The sequence below is a fragment of the Clostridium chromiireducens genome (genome assembly GCF_003575225.1).
Classification (GTDB): Bacteria; Bacillota; Clostridia; order Clostridiales; family Clostridiaceae; genus Clostridium; species Clostridium chromiireducens.
Window position 1 is genome coordinate 1108835 of the sequence record NZ_QXDJ01000001.1, and the last position, 23548, is coordinate 1132382.

At 30.9% G+C, this 23548-nt stretch carries 11 protein-coding genes; all 11 read right to left on the bottom strand.

All coding sequences use genetic code 11. The features are described from left to right. Positions 1–132: 132 nt before the first annotated feature. A complete protein-coding gene (locus tag D2A34_RS04445; RefSeq protein WP_079441448.1) occupies positions 133–1440 on the bottom strand; it encodes a methyl-accepting chemotaxis protein in 1308 nt (435 codons plus the stop codon). 450 nt (positions 1441–1890) lie between these two features. Next, a complete protein-coding gene (locus D2A34_RS04450; protein WP_119365854.1) occupies positions 1891–4128 on the bottom strand; it encodes a cadherin-like beta sandwich domain-containing protein in 2238 nt (745 codons plus the stop codon). A 499-nt stretch (positions 4129–4627) separates the two neighbouring features. Then, positions 4628–6052 carry a cadherin-like beta sandwich domain-containing protein gene (locus D2A34_RS04455; protein ID WP_119365855.1) on the bottom strand — a complete coding sequence of 475 codons (1425 nt, stop codon included), beginning with the start codon at positions 6050–6052 and terminating at the stop codon, positions 4628–4630. Positions 6053–6651: 599 nt separating this feature from the next. Further along, positions 6652–8322, bottom strand: a complete 1671-nt coding sequence (locus D2A34_RS04460; protein ID WP_119365856.1) for an N-acetylmuramoyl-L-alanine amidase family protein — start codon at positions 8320–8322, stop codon at positions 6652–6654. A gap of 345 nt (positions 8323–8667) precedes the next feature. After that, entirely contained in the window at positions 8668–10335 is a 1668-nt protein-coding gene (locus D2A34_RS04465) for an N-acetylmuramoyl-L-alanine amidase family protein (protein WP_119365857.1), read from the bottom strand. 979 nt (positions 10336–11314) lie between these two features. Further along, positions 11315–11986, bottom strand: coding sequence for a DnaD domain protein (locus D2A34_RS04470; protein WP_147357734.1), 672 nt, complete (start codon positions 11984–11986; stop codon positions 11315–11317). Positions 11987–12233: 247 nt separating this feature from the next. Next, positions 12234–17120, bottom strand: coding sequence for a starch-binding protein (locus D2A34_RS04475; RefSeq protein ID WP_119365859.1), 4887 nt, complete (start codon positions 17118–17120; stop codon positions 12234–12236). 716 nt (positions 17121–17836) lie between these two features. Beyond that, on the bottom strand, positions 17837–18772 hold the full coding sequence (locus D2A34_RS04480) for a hypothetical protein (RefSeq protein ID WP_119365860.1): 936 nt from the start codon (positions 18770–18772) through the stop codon (positions 17837–17839). An 11-nt stretch (positions 18773–18783) separates the two neighbouring features. After that, on the bottom strand, positions 18784–20310 hold the full coding sequence (locus D2A34_RS04485) for an MBOAT family O-acyltransferase (protein WP_119365861.1): 1527 nt from the start codon (positions 20308–20310) through the stop codon (positions 18784–18786). A 297-nt stretch (positions 20311–20607) separates the two neighbouring features. Continuing rightward, positions 20608–22110, bottom strand: coding sequence for an alginate O-acetyltransferase AlgX-related protein (locus tag D2A34_RS04490; protein ID WP_119365862.1), 1503 nt, complete (start codon positions 22108–22110; stop codon positions 20608–20610). Positions 22111–22127: 17 nt separating this feature from the next. Then, positions 22128–23543, bottom strand: a complete 1416-nt coding sequence (locus tag D2A34_RS04495; protein ID WP_119365863.1) for an MBOAT family O-acyltransferase — start codon at positions 23541–23543, stop codon at positions 22128–22130. Positions 23544–23548: the final 5 nt, after the last annotated feature.

A 23548-nucleotide genomic window follows, 5' to 3' on the forward strand; every position in this document is an offset into this window, starting at 1 on the left:
TTGTTTTATAGTTTACAATAGCCACCAATCTAATTTACATATAAATTAGATTGATGGCTATAAAATGTAATATTTTCAATATGTAATTAACTCTTAATAAAAGTTCATACCCATTTATACTATGTATCATGTTTATTGCAGCTTAAATCTTTGTACCAATTCAGTCAAATTCATTGCTATCTGAGCTTGTTCTGTTGCAGCATTTGCTACTTGATCTATAGACGCCGAACTCACTTCAATTTCACTTTGTATTTTTTCACTACTTACTGAAGATTTTTGAACATCTGCTGCTGTATCTTGAAGCGCTTGATTTATTTGTTCAATTGTAGCTTCAACTTCTTGCGCCATTGAAACTAATTCTTCTGACATTGAGCTTATGAACTCACCATCATTACTGTATTTTTCACCTATTTTAGCATAAGCTTGTAATTGCTCATCAACTTCAGTAGACATAAAATTAAGTATATCATTACTATTTTCAGAAAGATTCTTAACTGCATCCTGTATCTTAGCTATTGTATTTTGAATAGTTATTACAGTTTCTGAAGATTGCTCTGCGAGCTTTCTAATTTCTTCCGCAACAACTGCAAAACCTTTTCCTGATTCTCCTGCTCTTGCAGCCTCTATTGCAGCATTTAAGGCAAGTAAATTAGTTTGCTCAGCTATATCAGCTATTGCACCAGCCATAACTTTCACTTCCTCAACAACTTTTGCGTCTTCTATCGCTTTTATAATGTTCTTTTCTTTCTGTTCACGTACTTGAGCTGTATTTGCCATTGCAATTTTACTATCCTCTTTCACTTTTTCTGCTCTTCTCTTAATCTTTTCTGCATTAGAACTTCCATCTGTTGCTTTATTCGCCAGACTTTCCATACTTGAATTTACTTCTTGAATAGATGCCGCGATTTCTTCAGCAGTAGCACTTGTTTCAGTCATAGTTGAATTAATTTCCTTTGAAGAATTATCAACCTCAACAAGTTTAGCGGATACTTGTTCCACACTAGCAGACAATTCTTCACTTAATGCACTTATATTACATGCCTCATTAAGTATTGTAGAAATAAGTTCTTTAATATTCTTTTGAGCAGTATTTAGTTCTCTGGCAGTATCTCCAATTTCATCATTTCTCACTATTTTGATATCTTCTGCAAAATCATATCTTGCTAATTTCATAGCAAAATTTTTAAGATTATTTAACCTTGAAATTATATTTTTATGCATGTACATAGCTGCAACTATTGCAACTATCATACTTACTACACATATAACTGACGTTGTTACAATATCTTTTCCTATTTTATCAGCAGCATTCAATCCATTTTTAATGTCATAAAGCTGCTTGAAATTAATAATCCCTGATACAAATGTTAATATGCACATAGTAGCATACGAAACTATAAGCTTGGACTTTAATGATACATTTCTTTTGTTATCATCCATTGTTTTTCCCCCTCAATTGTACTTTTAATATCTGTAATTATTGCTAATATAAATATCATTGTGTAATGAGATCCTACACTTTAACATAAAACCACAATAATTCAAAATTCTAACTTTTAGAATCAAAAATCTATTTCTATATTTATATTTTACACCATATACCATAAATTCAATATACTTAATACCTAAACACATTATTAATAATATCACTATTTTTTTCTATATTCAATCAAATATTTACATCTATGTAAATCCAAAAATTCCCCAAGTTAATTCATTTATATCCAATGAAGTGCAATTAATAAGTCATAGTATAGATAAATATATAAGTTATTATTTAACAAAAAGAAGTGCTGATTTCAGTACAATCAACACCTCTTTTATAATTAAGTTTAATATAAGCATACTCTTTGAGGAAGTACTCTCCCACAACTAGAAATCTAGCCGCCACTAAGCATTATTTAGATTAATCCATTGCCCATCAAGAAACATCATACCTGTCTTCATGACTCCACCAGCATCAAAATAGTATTTTTTACCATTTATATTTTGCCATCCTCTAACCATCTTTCCTGTCTCGTCTAAATAATACCAAACCGTTCCACTATATAGCCATCCATTTCTCATAGTTCCATCATCATTTATGTAATACTTATTCTTATCATAAGTAACCCAACCTTTTTGCATTACACCATGATCATCCATGAAATACCATTTCCCCAAATATAATGTCCAACCTGTTTGAAGTTGTCCAAAATTATTAAAGAAATACCATTTTCCATCATAACTAGCCCACATATTTGTTCTCATAGAACCATCGCCTTGAAGATAATACCAGTATCCCTTATCGTAGAACCACCCTGTTTGCATAATTCCGTCTTTATTCAAGTAATACCAGTTACCACTTTCATTTATCCATCCAGTTTGCATATATCCATTTACATCCATGAAATACCACTGATTGTCATACTTTATCCATTGATTCTTTGCCTGAACTCCAGCTGCATTATAAAATGTCCAATTTCCAGATACAAGTACCCATTGATTGATACCTTCTATATCCCCTCTAATTACACTTAATTTATAAGTAGTAGTGGTCTTACCATCTTCAGCAGTGACTTCTACAACCACAAGATTTGCTCCTATATCAAGTTTAATTAGATCAGATTGTCCATTTGTATATTCTTTTCCATTAATTTTAATTTTTGACTTATCGTTTTGTGAAGTATATAATACTCTTACTTTTTCTATGTTTCTCTCTACTTTAGCACTATATACATATGTTTCTGGATCAAATTTTGGAGACATAGTTGCATCAGTCACAGAAAGACTTGCTAAATTAACATTAGCTTTAGAGTATTTTCTAGTAACAATTAATACATATGTATTACTATTTCCCTTAGTATCAGTGACCTTAACATTTATAACATTGGCACCTTCATCTAAACTAATATTAGGCGAAGTTGCACCACTTGGAACCTTTTTGCTGTTAACTGTTATAGTTGCATTAACATCTTCAGCAATTGGTTTAACACCTACTGAAGTTACATTATTTTCAACAGTTGCAGTATATTCAAATACACCTTTATTGAAAGTAGGAGAAAGCGCTCCTGATGTTAAAGTCAATCCTGTCAATTGTGCACTTCTAAATAATTCAGTACGAGTTACAGTAACAGTGTATGTACTTGTATCTCCATCCTTCGTTGTTAAAACAACATCAATTTCATTATCGCCTTCATTTAGTTGTATATTCTGACTTTTATACCCACTCTTAACAGTAGCTCCACCAACCTTAATAGTAGATGCATTATCGGCTGCCGTTGGAGTAAATGCAATTATCGTTTGAGTAGTTGGTACTGTAATTGTGTAATCGTAAGTACTCGAGTTAAATGCAGGTGATAAAGCTCCAGTAGATGGAACTAGAGTCTTTAACTTTGCTTCACCCTTTTTAGTTATAATTAACTTATACTTTTTAGAAATGCTAAGGTGAGTTACAGTTACAATTATATCATTTTCACCACCAGTCAAATTTACAACATGACTGCTTGATCCATTTACATTAAAACTCATTGGTGTACTGGTAGAATCAAATAATTCTATTGTTGCAGTTTTTATAGATGAATCTACATCTGGAAGTTCATAATTTCCATCTATATTGGTGCTGCTAAAATTTAATGTTTGTGAATCTCCGTTATCAAAGTTAACTCTCATTTCATTAAATTCAAGAGACGAATCTGATTCAAAACTCATCTTTATTGGATAAGAAGTTGTAGTTGTAGTTCCAGTACTAGTCTCCTTTATAGTTACTGTAAGAGTAAATGGGCTATAATCTTTTATTGACGAAATTGTCCAATCATATCCTCCAGATTGATTCCCTATTTTTTGTAATGTCATGTTTCCAGTATTACTAGTTTTAACATCTGTAATACTATACCCCGTCGCCGCTGCCAAGTAAAAAGATTTACCTATTGGAAGATATTCACATGTGTAATTCCCACTGGAATTCCTATCAATAATTCTTGTAGTATTATCAGATTTATCTCCTACATACAATGTTAATCCTGGTACTTGGTTTGTTGCTTCCGCACTAGCTTTTTTTATAGATCCGAACTGTGCAGTTGTAAAAAGTACACTAAAAATCAATAGATAAGAAATAATTCTTTTCCAATTAATGTTTTTTAATCTCATTAAATATGTCCCCCTTGTTTGTCCTTCTTGAATGTATGATGATTTATTCGATAGCTAGCATCCGTAATACTCTCACTTATCTTAACGTGGGAGATAACGGCTGCACTCTCCTGGATAAGTTCAACTAAATTCAGCTGGAGTATAAAACTCCACCTGAAAAGTTTCACTTTATTTTATAATATCTTTCGACATTTTAAATGATATATTTATATAAATATTACTTATATGTATATAATACCATTATTATTGTCATATTTCCAATACTCTTTACTGCATACCTCACATTCCCAGAAATTTTTCCATTATAATACAATTATATAGAAATTAATTTATTTCACACCTTGTAGCTAAAGCAGTTTCTACTATAATATACAAATTTCCCTGGAAATATTGGTTCTTTTTCACCTTATATTCCATATATATTTATTAGTACAAAGGTCATATTTAAATATTTTTCTTCTTTAAATAAAATTAAGCCGCATTTGCGACTTAATTAATATTAATAATTAAAATTTACTGAACCATCTTCATTAAAATAATAGGTATACCCGTCAATAGTTCTTGAACTTGTTCTCATAGAACCATCTTCATTAAGGTAATAGTATTTATCATCTTTATATAGCCAACCACGTCTCATGGTACCTGCATAATTTATGTAATACCAGTTACCATTATCATACAGCCATTCCCCAGATTTCATGCTACCATCATCATTAAAATAGTACCATTCATTGTCTACTTTAATCCATCTAGTATTCATTACTCCAGAAGAATCTATCAGGTACCATTTCCTTCCATAATATAACCAACCAGTCTGCATTACTCCATGCGAATCTATATAGTACCAATTATCTTTATTAACTATCCATCCAGTTGCCATGCTTCCGTCTCTTCTTAAATAGTACCAATTATTATTATCTTCAATCCATCCTGTTCTCATGACTCCTTGGGAATCTAAATAATACCACTCACCTTCATAATATACCCAGCCTGTCTGCATCATACCATTGGTTCCAAGATAATACCAGTTGCCTCCATCTTCCATCCAATCAGTTTGCATATTTCCTCTATTATTAAAGTGGAAATATGCTTTTAATTTATCATCATAAAACCAGGTGTTTTTCAAATAATTTCCGAGCACATCATTATACTTCCATCTGCCATTTACTATTATCCACTGGTTAGGTTTTAAAGCTGCATTAATTGAATCTGCGATATTCGGAGTTACTGGAATACCTAAATATATATTGAGAGTATATGCTCCTAATCTTTGAGTATCTTCATCTTTAACTCCTATATTCAACGTATATTTTCCTATTCCTTTAAATTTCAATGTAATTGAATTTGTCTTATCTAATAATTTACCATTAACAGCAATAGAATATTTTCCTTCAATTGGCCTTGTCTCAAGTTCTACACTATTAGTTCCATCATCTAACTCTATGTTATAAAAATTAGTTTCCTCAACAAACCCTATAGTTGTACTATTAATATTTATGTCCTGTAAATATACAGCCTCTTGCCCCCCTCTATATACATAAACTTTATATTCAGATGATATCCCAGTTTTTTCATCTTCCACTTCTATCTTAATGGTATTCTTACCTTTTTTTAGTGCTATATTCTCCTTATAATTATCATCTTTAGTTACTACTTTACCGTCAATTCTAACTGTATCCAATGAATCATCTGGTTTGGCTTTTATAAATGCTTCATCGGTATCTTTGTCCACATCCACAATGTATGAATATACATCTTCTAAAAATTCAATATCCTTACCTTCACTAAAATATATATTCTTTAAATGAGGAAGCTCATCTGCATACACATGTGAGACAACTATAAAGTTAAAGTATTCCGGTCCTATAATAGTAAATATACTAATAATGATTGCTATGGCCACGCTTCTAAGAGTTTTACTCATATTCCGTCCCTTTCATCCCTACTTTTATCCATATTAATAATGTTACCATTATAATACTTTACTGTAAACTTAGGTTTTACTGGAAAAATCTTAATTTTATATTAATTTTTTATTAATTAAATGCTTATAAAAACAAAAAACTGTTACTTTAATGATTTTAGGAAATCACTATAAGTAACAGTTTCTCATTTTTTTCTTTGGTGTTAAGATATAAAATCTTAACACTTTTATCTTTAGTTATCTATATTTGCTCTTAGAGCGCTACATTGATAGCGCCAAAAGCAAATTTTATCTTTAGTGTGGTAGAGGGGTGAGTTCAAGAAAGAGCAAACAGACTCGACTCACAATTCACCACTCTAAATTAATACTAATAACTTAAATAATTGAATCTATTCTCTAGAATTCGATACTGAATTCTAGAACCAGATTTATTTTGAATTCCTTATTTTGAACTTCTTTATATAACTAAAATTTCTTTTTCTAAGGAAACTCGACTCGCATTCGCTCGCTGAGTAAGTGATTCACACAAAATCGTAGATTTTGGTTCTCTACTTGCTCACGGAGTAAGTTCGACTTACCAAATCATAGAATTTGGAGTCTTACTTAACCCAAGCTCCTGATGCTCCTAATTTGTATCCATTAACAGTTGTGTTAGATAACATAGCTCCTGATGCATTTAAGAAGTACCAGTTACCACCGTCTTGAACCCAACCAGTTGCCATTGCTCCTGATGTGTTTAAGAAGTACCAGTTAGCTCCATCTTTAACCCAACCTGTTTTCATAGCTCCTGATGCATTTAAGAAGTACCAGTTAGCTCCATCTTTAACCCAGCCTGTAGCCATTACGCCATCAGCTTTAATGTAGTACCAAACTCCACCATCGTTAACCCATTGTCCTTTAACTTGAGCTCCTGCTGAAGTATAGAATGTCCAACCTGAAGCTGTATTAACCCATCCTTTATTTACTACTGGAGTTTGATCTACTGGAGTTGTAGTAGCTTTGGCAACTGTAGCATAAGCATCTTCTCCATCTTCCCAAGCTAATAAACTATCTGCATTGTATACTTCTAAAGTATCGAATGCTCTATCAACACTGTAAACTGCAACGAAATCAGATCCATCAAATTTATAGATTGTTCCTTTGTTTAACGCCCAAGTATTACCGTCAACATCTATAGATACAGCATTTGTTCCCATAACGTCTTGGTCTTCGTTAACGTCTTGTTCTACTAAATAAGCATCTAATTTAGCAGTTGTTCCACCGTCTACTGCAACTTTATCTTTCTTTAATTTGAAAGTTTTTACAGTAACTTTGCTTCCATCGTTATTAGTCGCATAAACAACTCCATTTATTACTCTGAAGTCATATTGGCTAAGATCAGCTAAAGATGTAGCAGCATCATCAGCGTCTTCTGAATCAAAAGCAGCTGTTATTTCATATGATGCTACAGATTTTGGAAGGTAAGCTTCATCTTCTGTTTCACCTTGAGCTTTTGATATTTTTTGAAGATAAGTTTTTTGTGGTTGTGCAACACCGTCAAATGTAATATTAACTGTTGCTACTCTGTAGATGTAATCAGCATCTTCAGCAATTGTTTTAGCGCTAGCTAAATCTACCTTTATTTTGCTTGTAGAATCTACTTCACCAAAGTTATCAATTTTAACTAATTTATTGTCTTTTAATACAGATACATTTGCTACATAATCAGTATCGATATATTTTCCAGCATCATTTACATATCCGTTTAATACTGCTCCACCACTTGTAGTAGCTGCATATTCATACCAAGTCTGTCCAAATTGTTTTTCAGTGATTTCAGTCAAATCAAGATCACTTGTGCTTGCTATTTGTCCATATCTGTCTGTTTTATTTAAAGTAGATCTTAACTTGCTTGTTAAAGTATCTTTTATATCCTCTGAAGTTTCATCTTCTACAATTTTTCCAGTTGATAAATCAACTAAGTATTCATCATTTCCATCAACAACTTTAGCATATTTTGTTCCATATGCTTCAACTGAATCAGCATTATCGATATCTTCTACTAACTTATCTTTGTCACCATTGTTAAAATAAACACCAGTTTCATCATCTGAAGATTTATATCCGTCGAAGATATAATTTCCACCATCGAAAGCTATAGCTTGTTCGATTGTTCCTTCCTTTGTTTCTAATGTTTTTGTTGCTGCACTAGCACCAGTTGCTGGTATTAATGAAACTACTGCTGCTGCAGCTACTAACATAGAAGTCGCTTTTGTCATTCTTTTTATCATTTGTATATTCCTCCTAAAGTTTTATCTAAAATGTTATAAAAATTTATTCATCATTTGTAATTTTTAACTTAATATAATTTAAAATTAACTTTGAAGTAGTATAGAGCGAGTTCGATGTAGTGTAAACACGCAATCGACTCACACTCTACTACTCTAAATTAATACTAATAACTTAATTAATTGAATCTATGCTTTAGAATTCCATATTGAATTCTAGAACCAGATTTATTTTGAATTCTTTATTTTAAACTTCTTCGTATAAATAAAGTTTCTTTTTCTAAGGAAACTCGACTCGCATTCGCTCGCTGAGTAAGTTCGACTTACCAAATCATAGAATTTGGAGTCTTACTTAACCCAAGCTCCTGATGCTCCTAATTTGTATCCATTAACAGTTGTGTTAGATAACATAGCTCCTGATGCATTTAAGAAGTACCAGTTACCACCGTCTTGAACCCAACCAGTTGCCATTGCTCCTGATGCGTTTAAGAAGTACCAGTTAGCTCCATCTTTAACCCAACCTGTTTTCATAGCTCCTGATGCATTTAAGAAGTACCAGTTAGCTCCATCTTTAACCCAACCTGTAGCCATTACTCCGTCAGCTTTGATGTAGTACCAAACTCCACCATCGTTAACCCATTGTCCTTTAACTTGAGCTCCTGCTGAAGTATAGAATGTCCAACCTGAAGCAGTATTAACCCATCCTTTATTTACAACTGGAGTTTCATCAACTGGAGTTGTAGTAGCCTTAGTAGCTGTAGCGTAAGCATCTTCTCCATCTTCATAAGCTAATAAGCTTGTTGCGTTGTATACATCTAAAACATTAAATGCTCTATCAACATTGTAAGTAGCTACAAAGTCAGTTCCATTGAATTTGTAAATTACACCTTTATTTAATGCCCAAGTGTTTCCATCAACGTCTATAGATACAGATTTTGTTCCCATTATATCTTGATCTTCATTAACGTCTTGTTCTACTAAGTAAGCATCTAATTTAGTAGTTTGTCCATCTACTGCAACTTTATCTTTCTTTAATTTGAAAGTCTTTACAGTTACTTTGCTTCCGTTATTGTTAGTTGCATAAACAACTCCGTTTATTACTCTAAAGTCATATTGGCTAAGGTCAGCTAAAGATGCGCTAGCATCATCAGCGTCTCCTGAATCAAAAGCAGTTGTTATTTCATATGACGCTACAGATTTTGGAAGGTAAGCTCCGTCTTTTGTATCTCCTTGAGCTTTAGCTATTTTTTGAAGATATACTCTTTGAGTTCCTTCTTCAACACCGTTTACTGTAACTTTAACTTTTGCTACTCTGTATATATAATCGCTGTCTTCAGCAATTGTAGTAGCACTAGCTAAATCTACTTTTATCTTGCTTGTAGAATCTACTTTACCGAATTCATCAATTTTAGTTATTTTATTACTATTTAATACATAAATGTTTGCAGTAACATCTGTATCTATATATTTTCCAGCGTCATTTACATATCCGTGTAAATCTGCTGCTCCACTTGTAGTTGCTGTATATTCATACCAAGTTTCACCAAATTGACCTAATGTAATTTCATCTAATTTGATATTATCTGTACTAGCAATCTTACCATATCTATCAGTTTTACCTAAGCTTGTTTTTAATTTAGTTCTTACGTTATCTTGAATTTCATCTGTAGTTAAATCTTCTGCGATTTTTCCAGTTGATAAGTCAACTAAATACTCATCTCCATCATTTTCAGTAACTTTAGCATATTTTGTTCCGTATGCTTCGATTTTATCAGCATCTTCGATATCTGTTAATGCTTTATCGCTACCTGCGTTGTAATAAATACCAGTTTCATCATCTGATGTTTTATATCCATCATAAAGATATTTTCCACCATCAAATACTATTGCTTGATTTATAGTTCCTTCTTTTGTTTCTAATTTTTCAGCTGCACTAACACCAGTTACTGGTATTAATGAAACTACTGCTGCTGCTGCTACTAACATTGAAGTAGCTTTTGTCATTCTTTTTATCATTTGTATATTCCTCCTAAAGTTTTATCTTTTGGTTTATTAGTAATAATTTAGTTTGTTTAATAAGTTTTGGTTTTTAAATATCATTTTGGTTTACGAGTATTATTATAGCAACTTAATATTTTTTTGTCTATACCTTTTTCGAGTTTTTTGTATTAATTTGGTGTTTTTTATATCTTTTTTTAAATTAAACTATTGTTATTTTCTCAAAAACATTCTTTAATTTGAACAGAAATACTTTTATGTAATTTTTATCCATTTCGTATTGTAAAAATAACCTGTATTCTATGTTACTTTCTTATAATTGTGTTTAAAAAGGTTTAATGATACTTTTAAATTACCAATAATTCTACATTATTGAAAAAATACTGCCTTTTTGCACAAAAATATAAAAGCAATGGAAGCAATTCCTTGTAATAAATACATTTCTAAGTATTTTATAATTTAGTTTAATTCTCTATTGTCACTATAATATACAAACTTCAAGTCGATTTTTGGTATCTTTTTTCTTAATCTCACAATTATTTTATTATTTCAACCTTAATGCTAGCTGAATCTTTCGACTTATTTTGATTTTTCGACATAGAAATATATTAAATATAGGTCTAGTCTATTTCTATGTCTAAATAAACCTAATTTATTATGATTTTCTTTCTTAACTTACAATTTTCGCTTTTATATATCACACTTATATATACACCCTTACTTTTAATTTTGGGTATCATATTCAAATTTTAGATAAATTATTTTTAAATACTACTGAAACTTGAGTACTCCTTTATTAGATATTTTCTATAAAATATTTTTAATTTTACAGGTACGTATGTAACAAATAAAATAAAGGTAATATATTTGTACAATCTTAACAACTCATTTATACACATGCATTACCTTTATTTATAGTTATAAGCGTTTATATATTATTTCAAGCTATTATAACTTTTGTTTTAAGATACCACACCAGCTACCAGCAAAAATGTTACTACGCTCTTTCCCACCCTAGCAATTCTTTTTCTAGTTTTTCATAATCATAGTTTCGAGGTTCAAAGTTATTAAATCTCAATGTCTTATATTTATCCTGCTTATGGATTGATCCTTTTTTCCTTGAATCTGTGCTGCTTTCTGGATACCCTTCTATTTTCCAATTGTTTAATATACCGTTTATATAATTCATTCTAAGCCTATCGACTTCCAGTGCCTTATCAATGGCAGCCTTAACATTTTCTCCTCCATGATCATTTACAGCTAATTTAATCAAATCTAAGTTACTTCCCCTAATCTTCACATTGAGACTTTTAATATACTCAATTATCTCTCCCTCACCTACCACATCTTTACCGATAATGCCTTCATGTTTAATAAAGGACCTTTTCTCTTCTGATTCATACTCTTTTATATCATTCTCCTCCGTAGTTATCTGATTAATTTTCATGCTATTTTTACACTCTGACTCACTTTCTATTTCAACTATCTTTGCAATCATATCATTAATAGTTAAATCCCAATAACCAGCTTCACTCATTTCATTTTTTCTCTTTATGGAATCTTCCACTGAAATTTTCTCTAGATATAGGTCTTTTAAATTTTTCTTCTTATTAACTCCCATTATGATACATATATCTAAACCATCAATTCCTGTCTTCCATTTCTTCATATAATTTTCCGCCAATAAATTCACCTCTTCATCCCCTTTTTATATACGTTGTCACAAAAGGTAATTTTGATGATAACGTACTACAATTATAAACTCATATGATCTTCATAAATTAAAAAGCCACACATGTGTAAAATACATATGCGTGGCTTTTATATTTATAATCACGAAGCTAATCCTTTAATAAATCTAGTCATTTTAAATATCACTAGAAATCTGATTTCCATATCTAAGCAGTCATTCTTATTTATTTAACTAATGCTCCGTTATCTCCTAAAGCATACCCATCAATACTTGTGTTAGACAGCATATCCCCTGATAGACTTAAGTAATACCATGTTTCGTTATCATTTATCCAACCAGTTTGCATAGCTCCTTCACTATTTAAATAATACCATTTTCCATTGCTACTTGCCCATCCTGTTTTCATTACTCCTGAATTATCAGTTAGATACCAATTAGCTCCATCTTTAATCCATCCAGTAACATTATTTTCATCTTTAACGAATATCCAGTTGCCATTAGAAGTTTTATTCCATCCTCCACTAACAGCTCCTTGTATTGGTGTTTCACTTAAGATGTAGTCAGATCCTTTGGTAATCTCAAAGATTGCTATTCCATTTACAACAGGTACATTCACAGATACCAAACTTAATCTATTGTTAATCAAGTTGTAAGAATATAAATTCATGGTCTTATTATTATACTTAGAATCTATACTAGCCTGAATTGTTGCTTTACCTGGGAGCAAACCTTTATGAGCAAATGATAAAGTTACAACCTTGATTCCACCAATTAAATTGTTTATCATTGATACATTAGATGAAGTTGAACTTATTGCAGTATCTAAATCTAAAGCATTATTTACTGACACATCTTCTCCATCAAATGTCCACGAAGCATTGTTTCCAACTAATGTTAGCTTCTTATTTTGATTTCCTGCTAAAACTTCGAATATATCCTTTCCAACTGTTGATTGGCTTGATAAATTAACTTTTATAATAGGTCTAGTTGAATTCATAATTTGAGTTTTTATAATTGCTCCATCTGAAGATTTAATGGTTACAGTATCACCACTTGTAGTAACTGTTTCCTGATTGCTGCTAGAGCTTGAACTAGATGAACTTGAAGAAGATTTCTTCCTAACTGTCTCAGTGATTGATGCTTCTAATTTTCCTTCCTCTTTCGCAGTAATCTTTATAACAGTTTCTCTACTTTGTGTAGAAATATTCACTACCCATTTTCCATTTTCATCAGCTTTAGTCTTACCTATTTCCTTTTCTTCAACTTTTGTTTCAGTTACAACTTGTGCTCCTGCCGAAGTAGTATATTTAACTTCTTCCTCTACACTTAACACTATATCAGCTTTAGCTCCAGATGTTCCACTCACTTTATCAGTTGTTGTATAAATGTCCTTATCTAACGTTGGAGTTTTTGACACTTCCTGGTTACTTGATCCATTACCTGTGCCACCTGTGCCACCTGTTCCTCCTGAGTTACCTGGTTCATTAGGATTTGGAGTTTCCTTCACATAATCTTTCCAAGTGCCATCTTCAAACATTATAGAGCTTCCAAGTTTAACCTCAAACTCTGTTTTCCCATTTTTATCGGCAAGTTTATTATTTCCATCATTAATAATTATTGATACATCACCAAAAGATTTTGGAATTATAATACTATATATTTCATTACCTTCTTCTTTCATTTGCTTTCCTGGCCATGTTGTTGTACCTCCAGTTGTATTCCAATAATGGATATTAGGAATGCCAGTCCATGTGTCAGGAACTTTAACATAAACAGTTGAGCCAGCTTCTATATTATCAGTTGGATTTGTTGGTCCCCCTGGATTGGTTCCACTATCAGCCCCTGGTATATCATCTTCAGTAAATTCTCTCCAAGTATCTCCAGATAATATTAAAGTTTTCCCACCTTCAGCTTTAAAAGTTTCTGCCTGTTCCCCTTTACCGCTATTAAATATAACATTAGCATTTTCAAAACCATCTGGCATTGTATAGCTATATAAGTTATCTCCTTCATCTACCATGCTCACTCCAGGCCAATCAGTACCTGATCCGCCATCTTGCCAGTAATGAATTTTAACACTCTTCCAGCCTTTTGTATTTTTGAAATATACCTTTGATTTACTTACTAATTCGCCTGTAAGCTTACCATCGCTTTCTCCACTTGAAACAAATTCCATAGTGCTTCCAACTTTTGCAGATAAATCTACTGTTTGCTTACCATTGCCATTATTGAAAATTACCTTTGCTTTTTCATATCCCTTAGGAAGATTATAACTATATACGTTAATCCCTTCGCTGACCATACTTACGCCTGGCCACTCAATACTTGGACTTCCATCTTGCCAATAATAGATTTTTACATTGCTCCAGTTTTCTGTATTCTCAAAAAGAACTTTAGTTACACCTTGGCCTGCTACTGCTGGTGCTTCAGGTTCTTCTAGATCATCTGTAGTGAAATCTCTTAAACTTCCATCATCATAAATCTTTGATTCTCCTGCAAATAATTCATATCCGCCACTGCTTGGAAATTTATTGTTTCCATCATTAAATATTACATTAATGTTTTGGCAATTACTTGAGAAAGTGTAAGTATATAAGGTCTCAGTACCATCTACCTTTGTCATTTTAGTTCCAGGCCATGTACTTAGATCTGTAGTGACTTTACTATCACTGTTTCCATCTATTTTATACGCATATACATTTGGTTCTACCCAATCACTTGGTTTCCTGAAATATATTTTAGAAGTTCCTGCTTCAACATATTCCTTCCAAGTTCCATCTTGCCCATCTCCAATTGGTTCACATATCATTGTACTATTAGCTGGTGCTAAAAATCCTCCTGATGCTGGAATTTGCTTACCGCTACTAGTATTAAATAAAATTTGGGCACCTTCAAAGGCTTTAGGTAAGGTATAACTAAACAATCCGTTACCCTCATTAGTCATTGCTACCCCTGGCCATCCACCATTGACTTCCTTAAATCCGCCAGAATTTGTATAGAAGTATACATTTACATCTGACCACCCTTGAGTATTTTTAAAGTAAACCTTGGAAGTTCCTTGGACTTCTTCATCTGGTGTTACGTTTGGATCAATTAGCGAATCATAAGAACTGTCATAGGCTTTCCATTGCCCCTCATCGTATACCATGTTTCCGTTTGTTGCCAAGTCTAAGGTACTTGACTTATGACCATCATAATTATCATTAAATTGTACTTTAGCGTCAGCCCATCCTTTAAGTTCATATTTATAAAAACCGTTTCCAACTTTGGTCATTTTCACTCCTGGGAAAGAAGCATTATTTTCATTATAATCATTATTAATATAAACATAAGGTACAGTCCAGTCTGCTGGTTTTTTAAAGAAAACTGTAGCAACAGAATTTGGATCTTTTTTAATATAATCATATTCTTCGTTAGCTTCACCATCTAAATTACTTGCCTTTACAACAACTTTTATTTTTGCTCCTGCAGCCTCATTATCTCCAATAGTTATTTTCTGTCCATCAGTATAAGCTGTTTCTGTACCTCCATTTATTGAATATACAGCATTATCAGAATTTTTAGCATGCAGAGATAATTCTAACGTATTGGAAAATGTGCAATTTTCCTTATCAATAGACACCTCTGGTAAATTAATTGGTGTTTCCTTAAATCCACCATCATAAAGTACAGTAATTCCTTTTGGAAGAGTTCCTGTTAATTGTGATCCATCAGAAGTAAATGTTCCTCCAGGGGTTGCACAGTTTTCATAAGTTTTAGCTACCAATTTAGTAGCTGTGCTAAAATCCGCAATCTCATCTCCAAAGTTTACAAATACAACACCTTTATCTCCACGTTCTATCATCATAATCTTACTAGATAATTTAACTACGTTTTCATTTTCTCCGATCATAGCATTATGAAATTTATTTATAGCAACTACATCTGGATTCTTCCAATTGCTATCACCTTCATCTCCAATATTACCTTGAAGCTTTGTTCTACCTGCTGTTCTGTTAAAGAATAGTGGTGTTGAAGCTGAACGAGAAGCAGTAAGTGCCCATCCATTTCTAATTTGCTCAGCAGTCAGAGCTGTCGACTCTTCTGAATCATTTGCATAAGTATCATGAGATTCTACCCAAGTTACTAAGTCCGATGGATCAACACCGCTTGGAATATTATAGCTTTTGTAATTACTAAAATTTGAATCACTCAAGTTTGGACTTACATTACTGCCAACCCCTACGATGCTTCGTATAGCTCCACCAAAATTACTTGCTGTAACATCTATAAGCTTTGTATAATTTGCAAAATTATCTGCTCCACCTTGAAGTACTTCTCCATAAACAAAAGGAGTTTTATCGTTATAAGTTTTTAATCCTCCTAAAACATTAGGCCAGTAATTACTACTTGTCTTATCATCGTCAAGAGGACTTGGAAGTTCTATATGCTTAGCCGTGTCAAATCTGAAGCCATCAGCTCCATCTGTTAAGCATTCTTCCAAGAATGTTCTTATCATGCCCTGCACATCAGCATTTGATGTGTTTAAATCCGGGAGACCTAGACCTCCATGAGTTACTTCATATCTGTCATTCCAATCTTTAACACCATGAAGTGGCAAATGCCAATAATTTTCATATTCAGCACCTTGAAAGGTTACCTGCGGAGCTATTGTAGTGCTGCCATCACCTTCATTATTACCGGTATGATTTGTAACTACATCAACAATAATTTTTAATCCTTCATCATGTGCTGCATCACACATTGCCTTAAACTCTTCCTTAGTTCCAAGCTGAACGTTCCCAACCTTAAAAGCAATTGGCTGGTACAATAAATACCATTTAGAATTAGTTCTAGCCGAGTCATCTTTACTTGGCTCAACAGGTGATACTTGCACTGCTGAATAACCTGCCTCCTTGATCTTTGTAACATTATCTTTAACATTATTAAAGGACCAATCCCAAGCATGAAGTATCGTCCCCTGCTCATCTTCGCTGGTTAATTTAGTAATTGTTGTAGAGCTCGAAGTCGCTGCTTTAGCTATAATAGTACTTGGTGCGAAAGAAATAAGCATACTAAATGCTAAGACTGATGCAATTAAACTTTTCAAACTCATATGTTTTTTCTTCATTCTTTTCCCCCCATAAGTGTATATTTATTTTTGGTACCGTTTCCAAGTTAAGTGAAAATAAAATCTCTATAATATAAATCCCCTCACTTTATATTGGTATCGATTCCAATTATTCTTGAACACCTCCTATAAAAAAATTATTAGTATTATATATTTTTATAATACGTTTTCATTAAATGAAATACTTATTAGAATTTCATTTTAATTCTATTCTAGTATTTATCTATAACTTTATCAATATATTTTTATATTACTGTATAAAATTCCAAAACTTTAATTTATTTTTAGCATTTATGCATTTACCTATAATATTGTTATTTTATACATATTGAAAATTCATATTTATTTAATTTCCTCATTTATTTTATTATTTATGGTACCATTAAAGACATTTTTCTAAAAGTCAAATCTGTGTGCTAATATTTTTTATACTAACTCTTATTTTCCTATAAAATATCTGGTTTAATTGCTACATACTAGAATGTAACTTTTAATTATAATTTATAAAAATTCAAGTACTACTAAGTCAGTTCATAATTAAATTATTTTTCTTAACAATTCTTTTGGAATATATTAATTGCGTGTTAGAGAATAATTGATATTAACATATTTTTATTTTTCCATATTTAATTTAAGCATGTAACTAAAAATTTTGAATTAATAGAACGATAAAAAGTTCGTAAATTAATACGAACTCTCCCATAATGAACAATAACTTACTTGTTATTTAAATATTGGACTATATCATTAGCTAGCAATTCTGATCTTCGAATTTCACCTTGATTTGTACAATGATAATAGGTATCATATATATATTCACGCGAAAAAATGTAATCATCTATTTTTGATATGACAGGTGCCTCTATATTCTCAATAATGCCTTTTTCAAATTCCTGTGTATAACTTGTATTCGGTTCTAAAACCTCATTCTCTATTGGTGGAAAAGTGATTAATAGTTTAGCCCCTTTATTATTAACATATGTATTAAATTCATTTATATATCCAACCGTTTTTAGGCTAATATCACTGTTCTTCAGAACCAATTTCCCAACTGTACTAGGATTAGGAAAATTACTTTGCGGGCGATCATAGATCATGTTTCCATCTTTAAACGATGAACTTTGATAAACTCCACCACTTTCTAATTTTTTATTAAATAAAAAGTATTCTATCTTGGTTAGAGCAAACTTAGGAAAGTATTTAACAACATCAACCATATTATCACGTGGAATATATTTATACAATTTAATATTATTATCAATACCTGTTACTATCAAATCCGCTTGAGTGCTTGGATCTTTAATCCAGTGTTCATATTCACAACCAAGGATTACAATATCATTTTTTTGAATATTTGCCTTAGACAGTTCACATTCAAATTCTATTCCCATGCCTGCATGTAAAGCTAAATTTACAACAGGCATATTTGTCTTTTTTGAAATGACTTCTTCATTTATACCAAAAGCGCCACTTGAACCAGATAAAAAAATTATCTTTGGCGATTGAGTTTCAACTAGACGTTTGTATTTACCATTAATAGCGTATTGGTATGTATCATTAAATTGTGGAGGAATAATCTCTGTTATAATAAAAAATAATGATATAATTGTGAGTAATACAAAAGTCACTGCTTTTACAATAAATTTTTTCATCTTTTCCACCTCTAAAATTTATAATATATAAATGCGCTTGATGTTCCCGTTTCACCGTATATCCCAAGTATTATAATAGAACAAACGCTTATAAAATAAAGAGTCCAACGGAATGAAAAGGATTGTTGAGCAATAGTCTCTCGTATATTAATTTTTCTTTGTAAAGAACTTACTATAATCATAACAAATATAGATATCACTATTATTCTAAAATTAGTTGCATCAAGCCCCATTGAATAAAACACATTGTATACAGGATCTCTGTTAATAATAGATAAAACTATTGATTTTATCATATGTAAAGCATTCCTTAAACCATCAGCCCTAAAAAAAATCCACGCGAAATTAACAAGTGAGAATGTCACCATTATCTTGTATAGCTTATGACCAAACGATTGGCGATTTATCCCGAATGTTTTTACAATTAAGTTTCTAAAAGGCATTAAAATAATACCTATTATTTGATAAATTCCATGTAAAAGTCCCCAAGCTATATAATGTAAACCAACACCATGCCATACTCCACTAACAAAAAACACAATCAGAATATTTACACATTTTCCACAAATACCCTTTCTGTTTCCACCTAGAGGAAAGTATAAATAATCTCTGAACCAACTACTCAATGATATGTGCCATCTTCTCCAAAAGTCTTGAATTGACTTAGCAAAATATGGTCTATCAAAATTCTTCATAATATTTATATCTAGTACTTGAGCTGCACCTCTCGCTATATCTGTACATCCCGAAAAATCTGCATAAATCTGCAAAGTATAAAATAGACTTGCTAGAAAAATGTGATATCCACTATAAGATTGATAATTGTCAAAAACTTGATTTACTAAAATATTAGCTCTATCAGCTATTACTAGTTTCTTAAAAAAACCAAAAACCATTAATTGAAATCCAAATTTCACATTATCATAATTGAAATTCTTCTCTTTATAAATCTGAGCTGCAAGTGAATCGTACCTTCCAATTGGCCCTTGCAAAATTTGAGGAAAGAATAGTAAAAACAAGGCATATTTAAAAATATTTTTCTCCGGCTCATATTTATTTCTATATACATCAATACAATATCCGATCGCTTGTAGAGTATAAAATGAAATTCCTAGAGGTAATATAAGTGTAAGAGTTGGAAATCTTGTTGAAATATCCCATATTTCAAATATTGAATTTCCCAAATTAATGAAATAATTATAGTACTTCAAGAAAAATAGTATACCTATATTTATAATCAGAGCGATAATTAAAATAAAACTTTTATGTCTTCTAACAATATTGATATTTTTATCTGTTTCATCAACATTACTATTCAAAATCTGCTGATTTTCACTTTTTTTTTCTATAAAAATAGCACAATAGTACGTAGTTATCGTGGTAATAACTATGAATATAATAAATTTAGGTCCTGCATACATGTAAAAAATTAAACTTACTACCAAAAGAAATATCCATTGAATTTTTTTTGGGACTAAATAATATAAGAATGAAATAATTAAGAAAAAAATTATAAAATTAATCGAATTAAAAATCATATATACCTCCTAATTAATTGCACAATAGAATTATGGAATACTTTACTACCAAAAATCATTTAACACTAATTTATTTTTAACTTAACAATATCTCCTTATCACAGAAACACTTTTCGGTTTTGTGATTACATTGAAGTTAATTATTAAATAGCTAACAAGTACTTTACAATAATAAAACAGACAAGAACTAGCTCATCTGCTTTATAATTAAATTAAAATATTTTATTCACTATTATTTAAATTCAATCATAACTAATGCTATCACACAATATTCATAGAATGTCCAAAATATCCTTACTATTGAACATTAATATCAACGCGTTCCTTTTCTCCAAAATAAGTTATTCCTTCTTCTACCATTTGATATTCAAGATATGTAGCATTACCTGATGGAGCTTGAAAATCATGCAATGTAAATGTATATTCTTCATTAGGCTTAAGTTCAAAGTCATCTGGAAAATTCACTCTATAACCACGATCCTGTCCATCTTGCCAAATACAAAGTCCTATATTTCTTTTTTTACTCAATACTTCGTTAGTTGTATTTTTCACTGTAATATCAATATTATATTTTTCACCATGCTTAACTTCTACCGGCGTATTGTGAGAAATTATCTCTGCACTTGGATCCTTCAATTTGCCATATATCAACAAAGGATCTGCTTGTTTCAATAGTGTTGTAATATATCTTTCTGTTCTTTCGAAAACTACTACATTTGGTCTTACTTCATCAACTATTGAATTTTTAATTCTATCTGACCAAACATATGTAAACTCAGAACTGTTTTCAGCAAATAATTCAGGAATTTTCCAACGCCCAAAAAAAGAATCTCCATACATTAATATTTTCGGTCCTTTTAGTGATGGATTAATATATGTATAGTTACCATTTGAAAGATAATTATCATTCTTCTGTTCCCTATATATTAAATCTAATAACTGCTTATTTTGTATTTCACTTGCACTAGGTGATACTATTTTTGTTGCATTATAATTTTCCTCTGGAAGTAATGTAGCATCTCCCATAATAGCAGAGAACTCTCCTCTATATGTTGCTTGTACCTGTTCAATACTAGCTGGTAAAGAATTAATTATACCAAACCTATTTAGTTCATTAACAGTATACTTATATCCTATATAAGCTCCCTCATCATTCCAATGAGTATCTGTTTTAAAAAATACTTGTTGACCATTTTCTTTAGCTTTCAACACTTCACCTTTAGTGTTGATAACTTTTATTGTAGTATTTTCTTTCAAATATCTTGCTACAATATCCATTGGAGTCTCTCTAATTTCAAAATTTGCTTCAGCAATTTCTTCAGGATAAATACTTACTTTACTTGGTGTTAATACCAATACATATTCTATTCCTCTTTTAGCCAAGGCTTTTTGTATAGATTCCTGTTCATTTTTTATAGCAACTAACATTTCTTCAGTCAGTGGATATTTTCCATATGCTATCTCAAGATTGTAATCATTATTATAGAAATACCAATCATCTTTTCCTATTTTAACCAAAGGATTGGGCGAAGTTTTAAATATATCATAATTAATGCTGGTATTCATTTTAACAAAAAATTCTCTAAATCCAATATTATCCTTTATCCACGCATTAAAACTTGCTGGAAAATCCTTGCTAATTCTCCCTACTTCATCTAATATTTTAGGAAAACTTGCTAAATACCTATTCTCCGTAACAGACAGTTTATTTTTTGTTCTATTTATACATAATAGTGGTGCCGTAATCATTATTATAAAGCATAATACAAATATAACATTTATTTTCATAATTTTTTTCATAATCTACACCACACTTTCTAAAATTTAAAGTATATAAAAGCATTATAAGTTGAAGTCATAACACCCATTATTGAAATTAAAAATATTATAATTAAATAACTATTTATAACTATTTCTTTTAAATATGTACCATCTATCACTTTAAATATCCCACCAAGTGTTTCCTTTAATGGAATACTTGCAACTAGAGCTATCGATATTATGGTAATAATTTTAAGTGTTAAATACCAAAATATTGTAAATCCTAGATTTTTAGTGCTTACCACACCGAACATAACACCAATATAATTTAATGCATAATTAATATCTGGAGCTCTAAATAATACCCAGCCTAACATTACTATTAACATCGCATATATCCACTTTATAATTTTTGGTAATTTTATGTTAATATTGTTTCGATTTAAAAATTTCTCTATGATTAAGAATAATCCATGCCACAATCCCCAAATAATAAAGTTCCATGCTGCGCCATGCCACATACCTGTAACAAAAAATACTACTAGTGAATTAAAATATACATTACCTCTGCGATTTCCACCTAATGGTATATATACATAATCTCTAAACCACGTAGATAAAGAGATATGCCATCTACGCCAAAATTCTGTTATGCTTGTAGATATATATGGATAATTAAAGTTTTCCATGAAATCAAATCCGAACATCTTACCTAATCCTATTGCCATATCACTATATCCACTAAAATCAAAATAAATTTGTATCGTATAACAAATTGCCCCTACCCAAGCTATTGCTATACTATTTTCAATAGGAGCTTTTGCAAAAATCTGATCTACAATTATTCCTAACTGATCAGCTATAATTACTTTCTTTGCCAATCCAATAATAAATCTCCTTACCCCATAAGAAAACTTTTCTACAGAACATTCTCTATTTTCTATTTGTTGATATACATCTTTATATCTTGCAATAGGACCTTGAATAATTTTAGGAAATAATGTCATATATAATGTAAAGTTAACAGGACTCTTTTGAACTTCAACTTTTCCCATATATAAATCCAGTGTATATGACATTCCTTGAAATGTAAAAAATGAAATACCCAGTGGTAAGGCTATATTCATTAATGAAATGCTAGTCCCAAATATTCCATTGGCTGATGAAATAAAGAAATCCATATATTTAAAATAGAATAACAAGCTTAAATTCAATAGCACTGTTATTATTAATATAAATTTGTTTCCTAACTTATCAAAATTTGTTTTTGCATAATATATGCATAATCCCATTAAATAATTTATTATTATTGACGCCATAAGTACAATAATAAACTTCGGCTTATCTACCGCATAAAATCCTAATGATGCAATAATTAAAAAAACATTTCTATATTCTTCTTTCAACAAGAAATAGCCAAGTAAAACTATTGGTAAAAATACAAATAGAAATATCGTTGATGAAAAAACCATTTAAT

Excerpts from the sequence above, each read along its gene's own strand:
- D2A34_RS04445 (WP_079441448.1), bottom strand. The coding sequence starts at position 1,440 with ATGGATGATAACAAAAGAAATGTATCATTAAAGTCCAAGCTTATAGTT.
- D2A34_RS04465 (WP_119365857.1), bottom strand. The coding sequence starts at position 10,335 with ATGATAAAAAGAATGACAAAAGCTACTTCAATGTTAGTAGCAGCAGCA.
- D2A34_RS04485 (WP_119365861.1), bottom strand. The coding sequence starts at position 20,310 with ATGATTTTTAATTCGATTAATTTTATAATTTTTTTCTTAATTATTTCA.
- D2A34_RS04460 (WP_119365856.1), bottom strand. The coding sequence starts at position 8,322 with ATGATAAAAAGAATGACAAAAGCGACTTCTATGTTAGTAGCTGCAGCA.
- D2A34_RS04470 (WP_147357734.1), bottom strand. The coding sequence starts at position 11,986 with ATGAAGAAATGGAAGACAGGAATTGATGGTTTAGATATATGTATCATA.
- D2A34_RS04480 (WP_119365860.1), bottom strand. The coding sequence starts at position 18,772 with ATGAAAAAATTTATTGTAAAAGCAGTGACTTTTGTATTACTCACAATT.
- D2A34_RS04490 (WP_119365862.1), bottom strand. The coding sequence starts at position 22,110 with ATGAAAAAAATTATGAAAATAAATGTTATATTTGTATTATGCTTTATA.
- D2A34_RS04475 (WP_119365859.1), bottom strand. The coding sequence starts at position 17,120 with ATGAAGAAAAAACATATGAGTTTGAAAAGTTTAATTGCATCAGTCTTA.
- D2A34_RS04455 (WP_119365855.1), bottom strand. The coding sequence starts at position 6,052 with ATGAGTAAAACTCTTAGAAGCGTGGCCATAGCAATCATTATTAGTATA.
- D2A34_RS04495 (WP_119365863.1), bottom strand. The coding sequence starts at position 23,543 with ATGGTTTTTTCATCAACGATATTTCTATTTGTATTTTTACCAATAGTT.
- D2A34_RS04450 (WP_119365854.1), bottom strand. The coding sequence starts at position 4,128 with ATGAGATTAAAAAACATTAATTGGAAAAGAATTATTTCTTATCTATTG.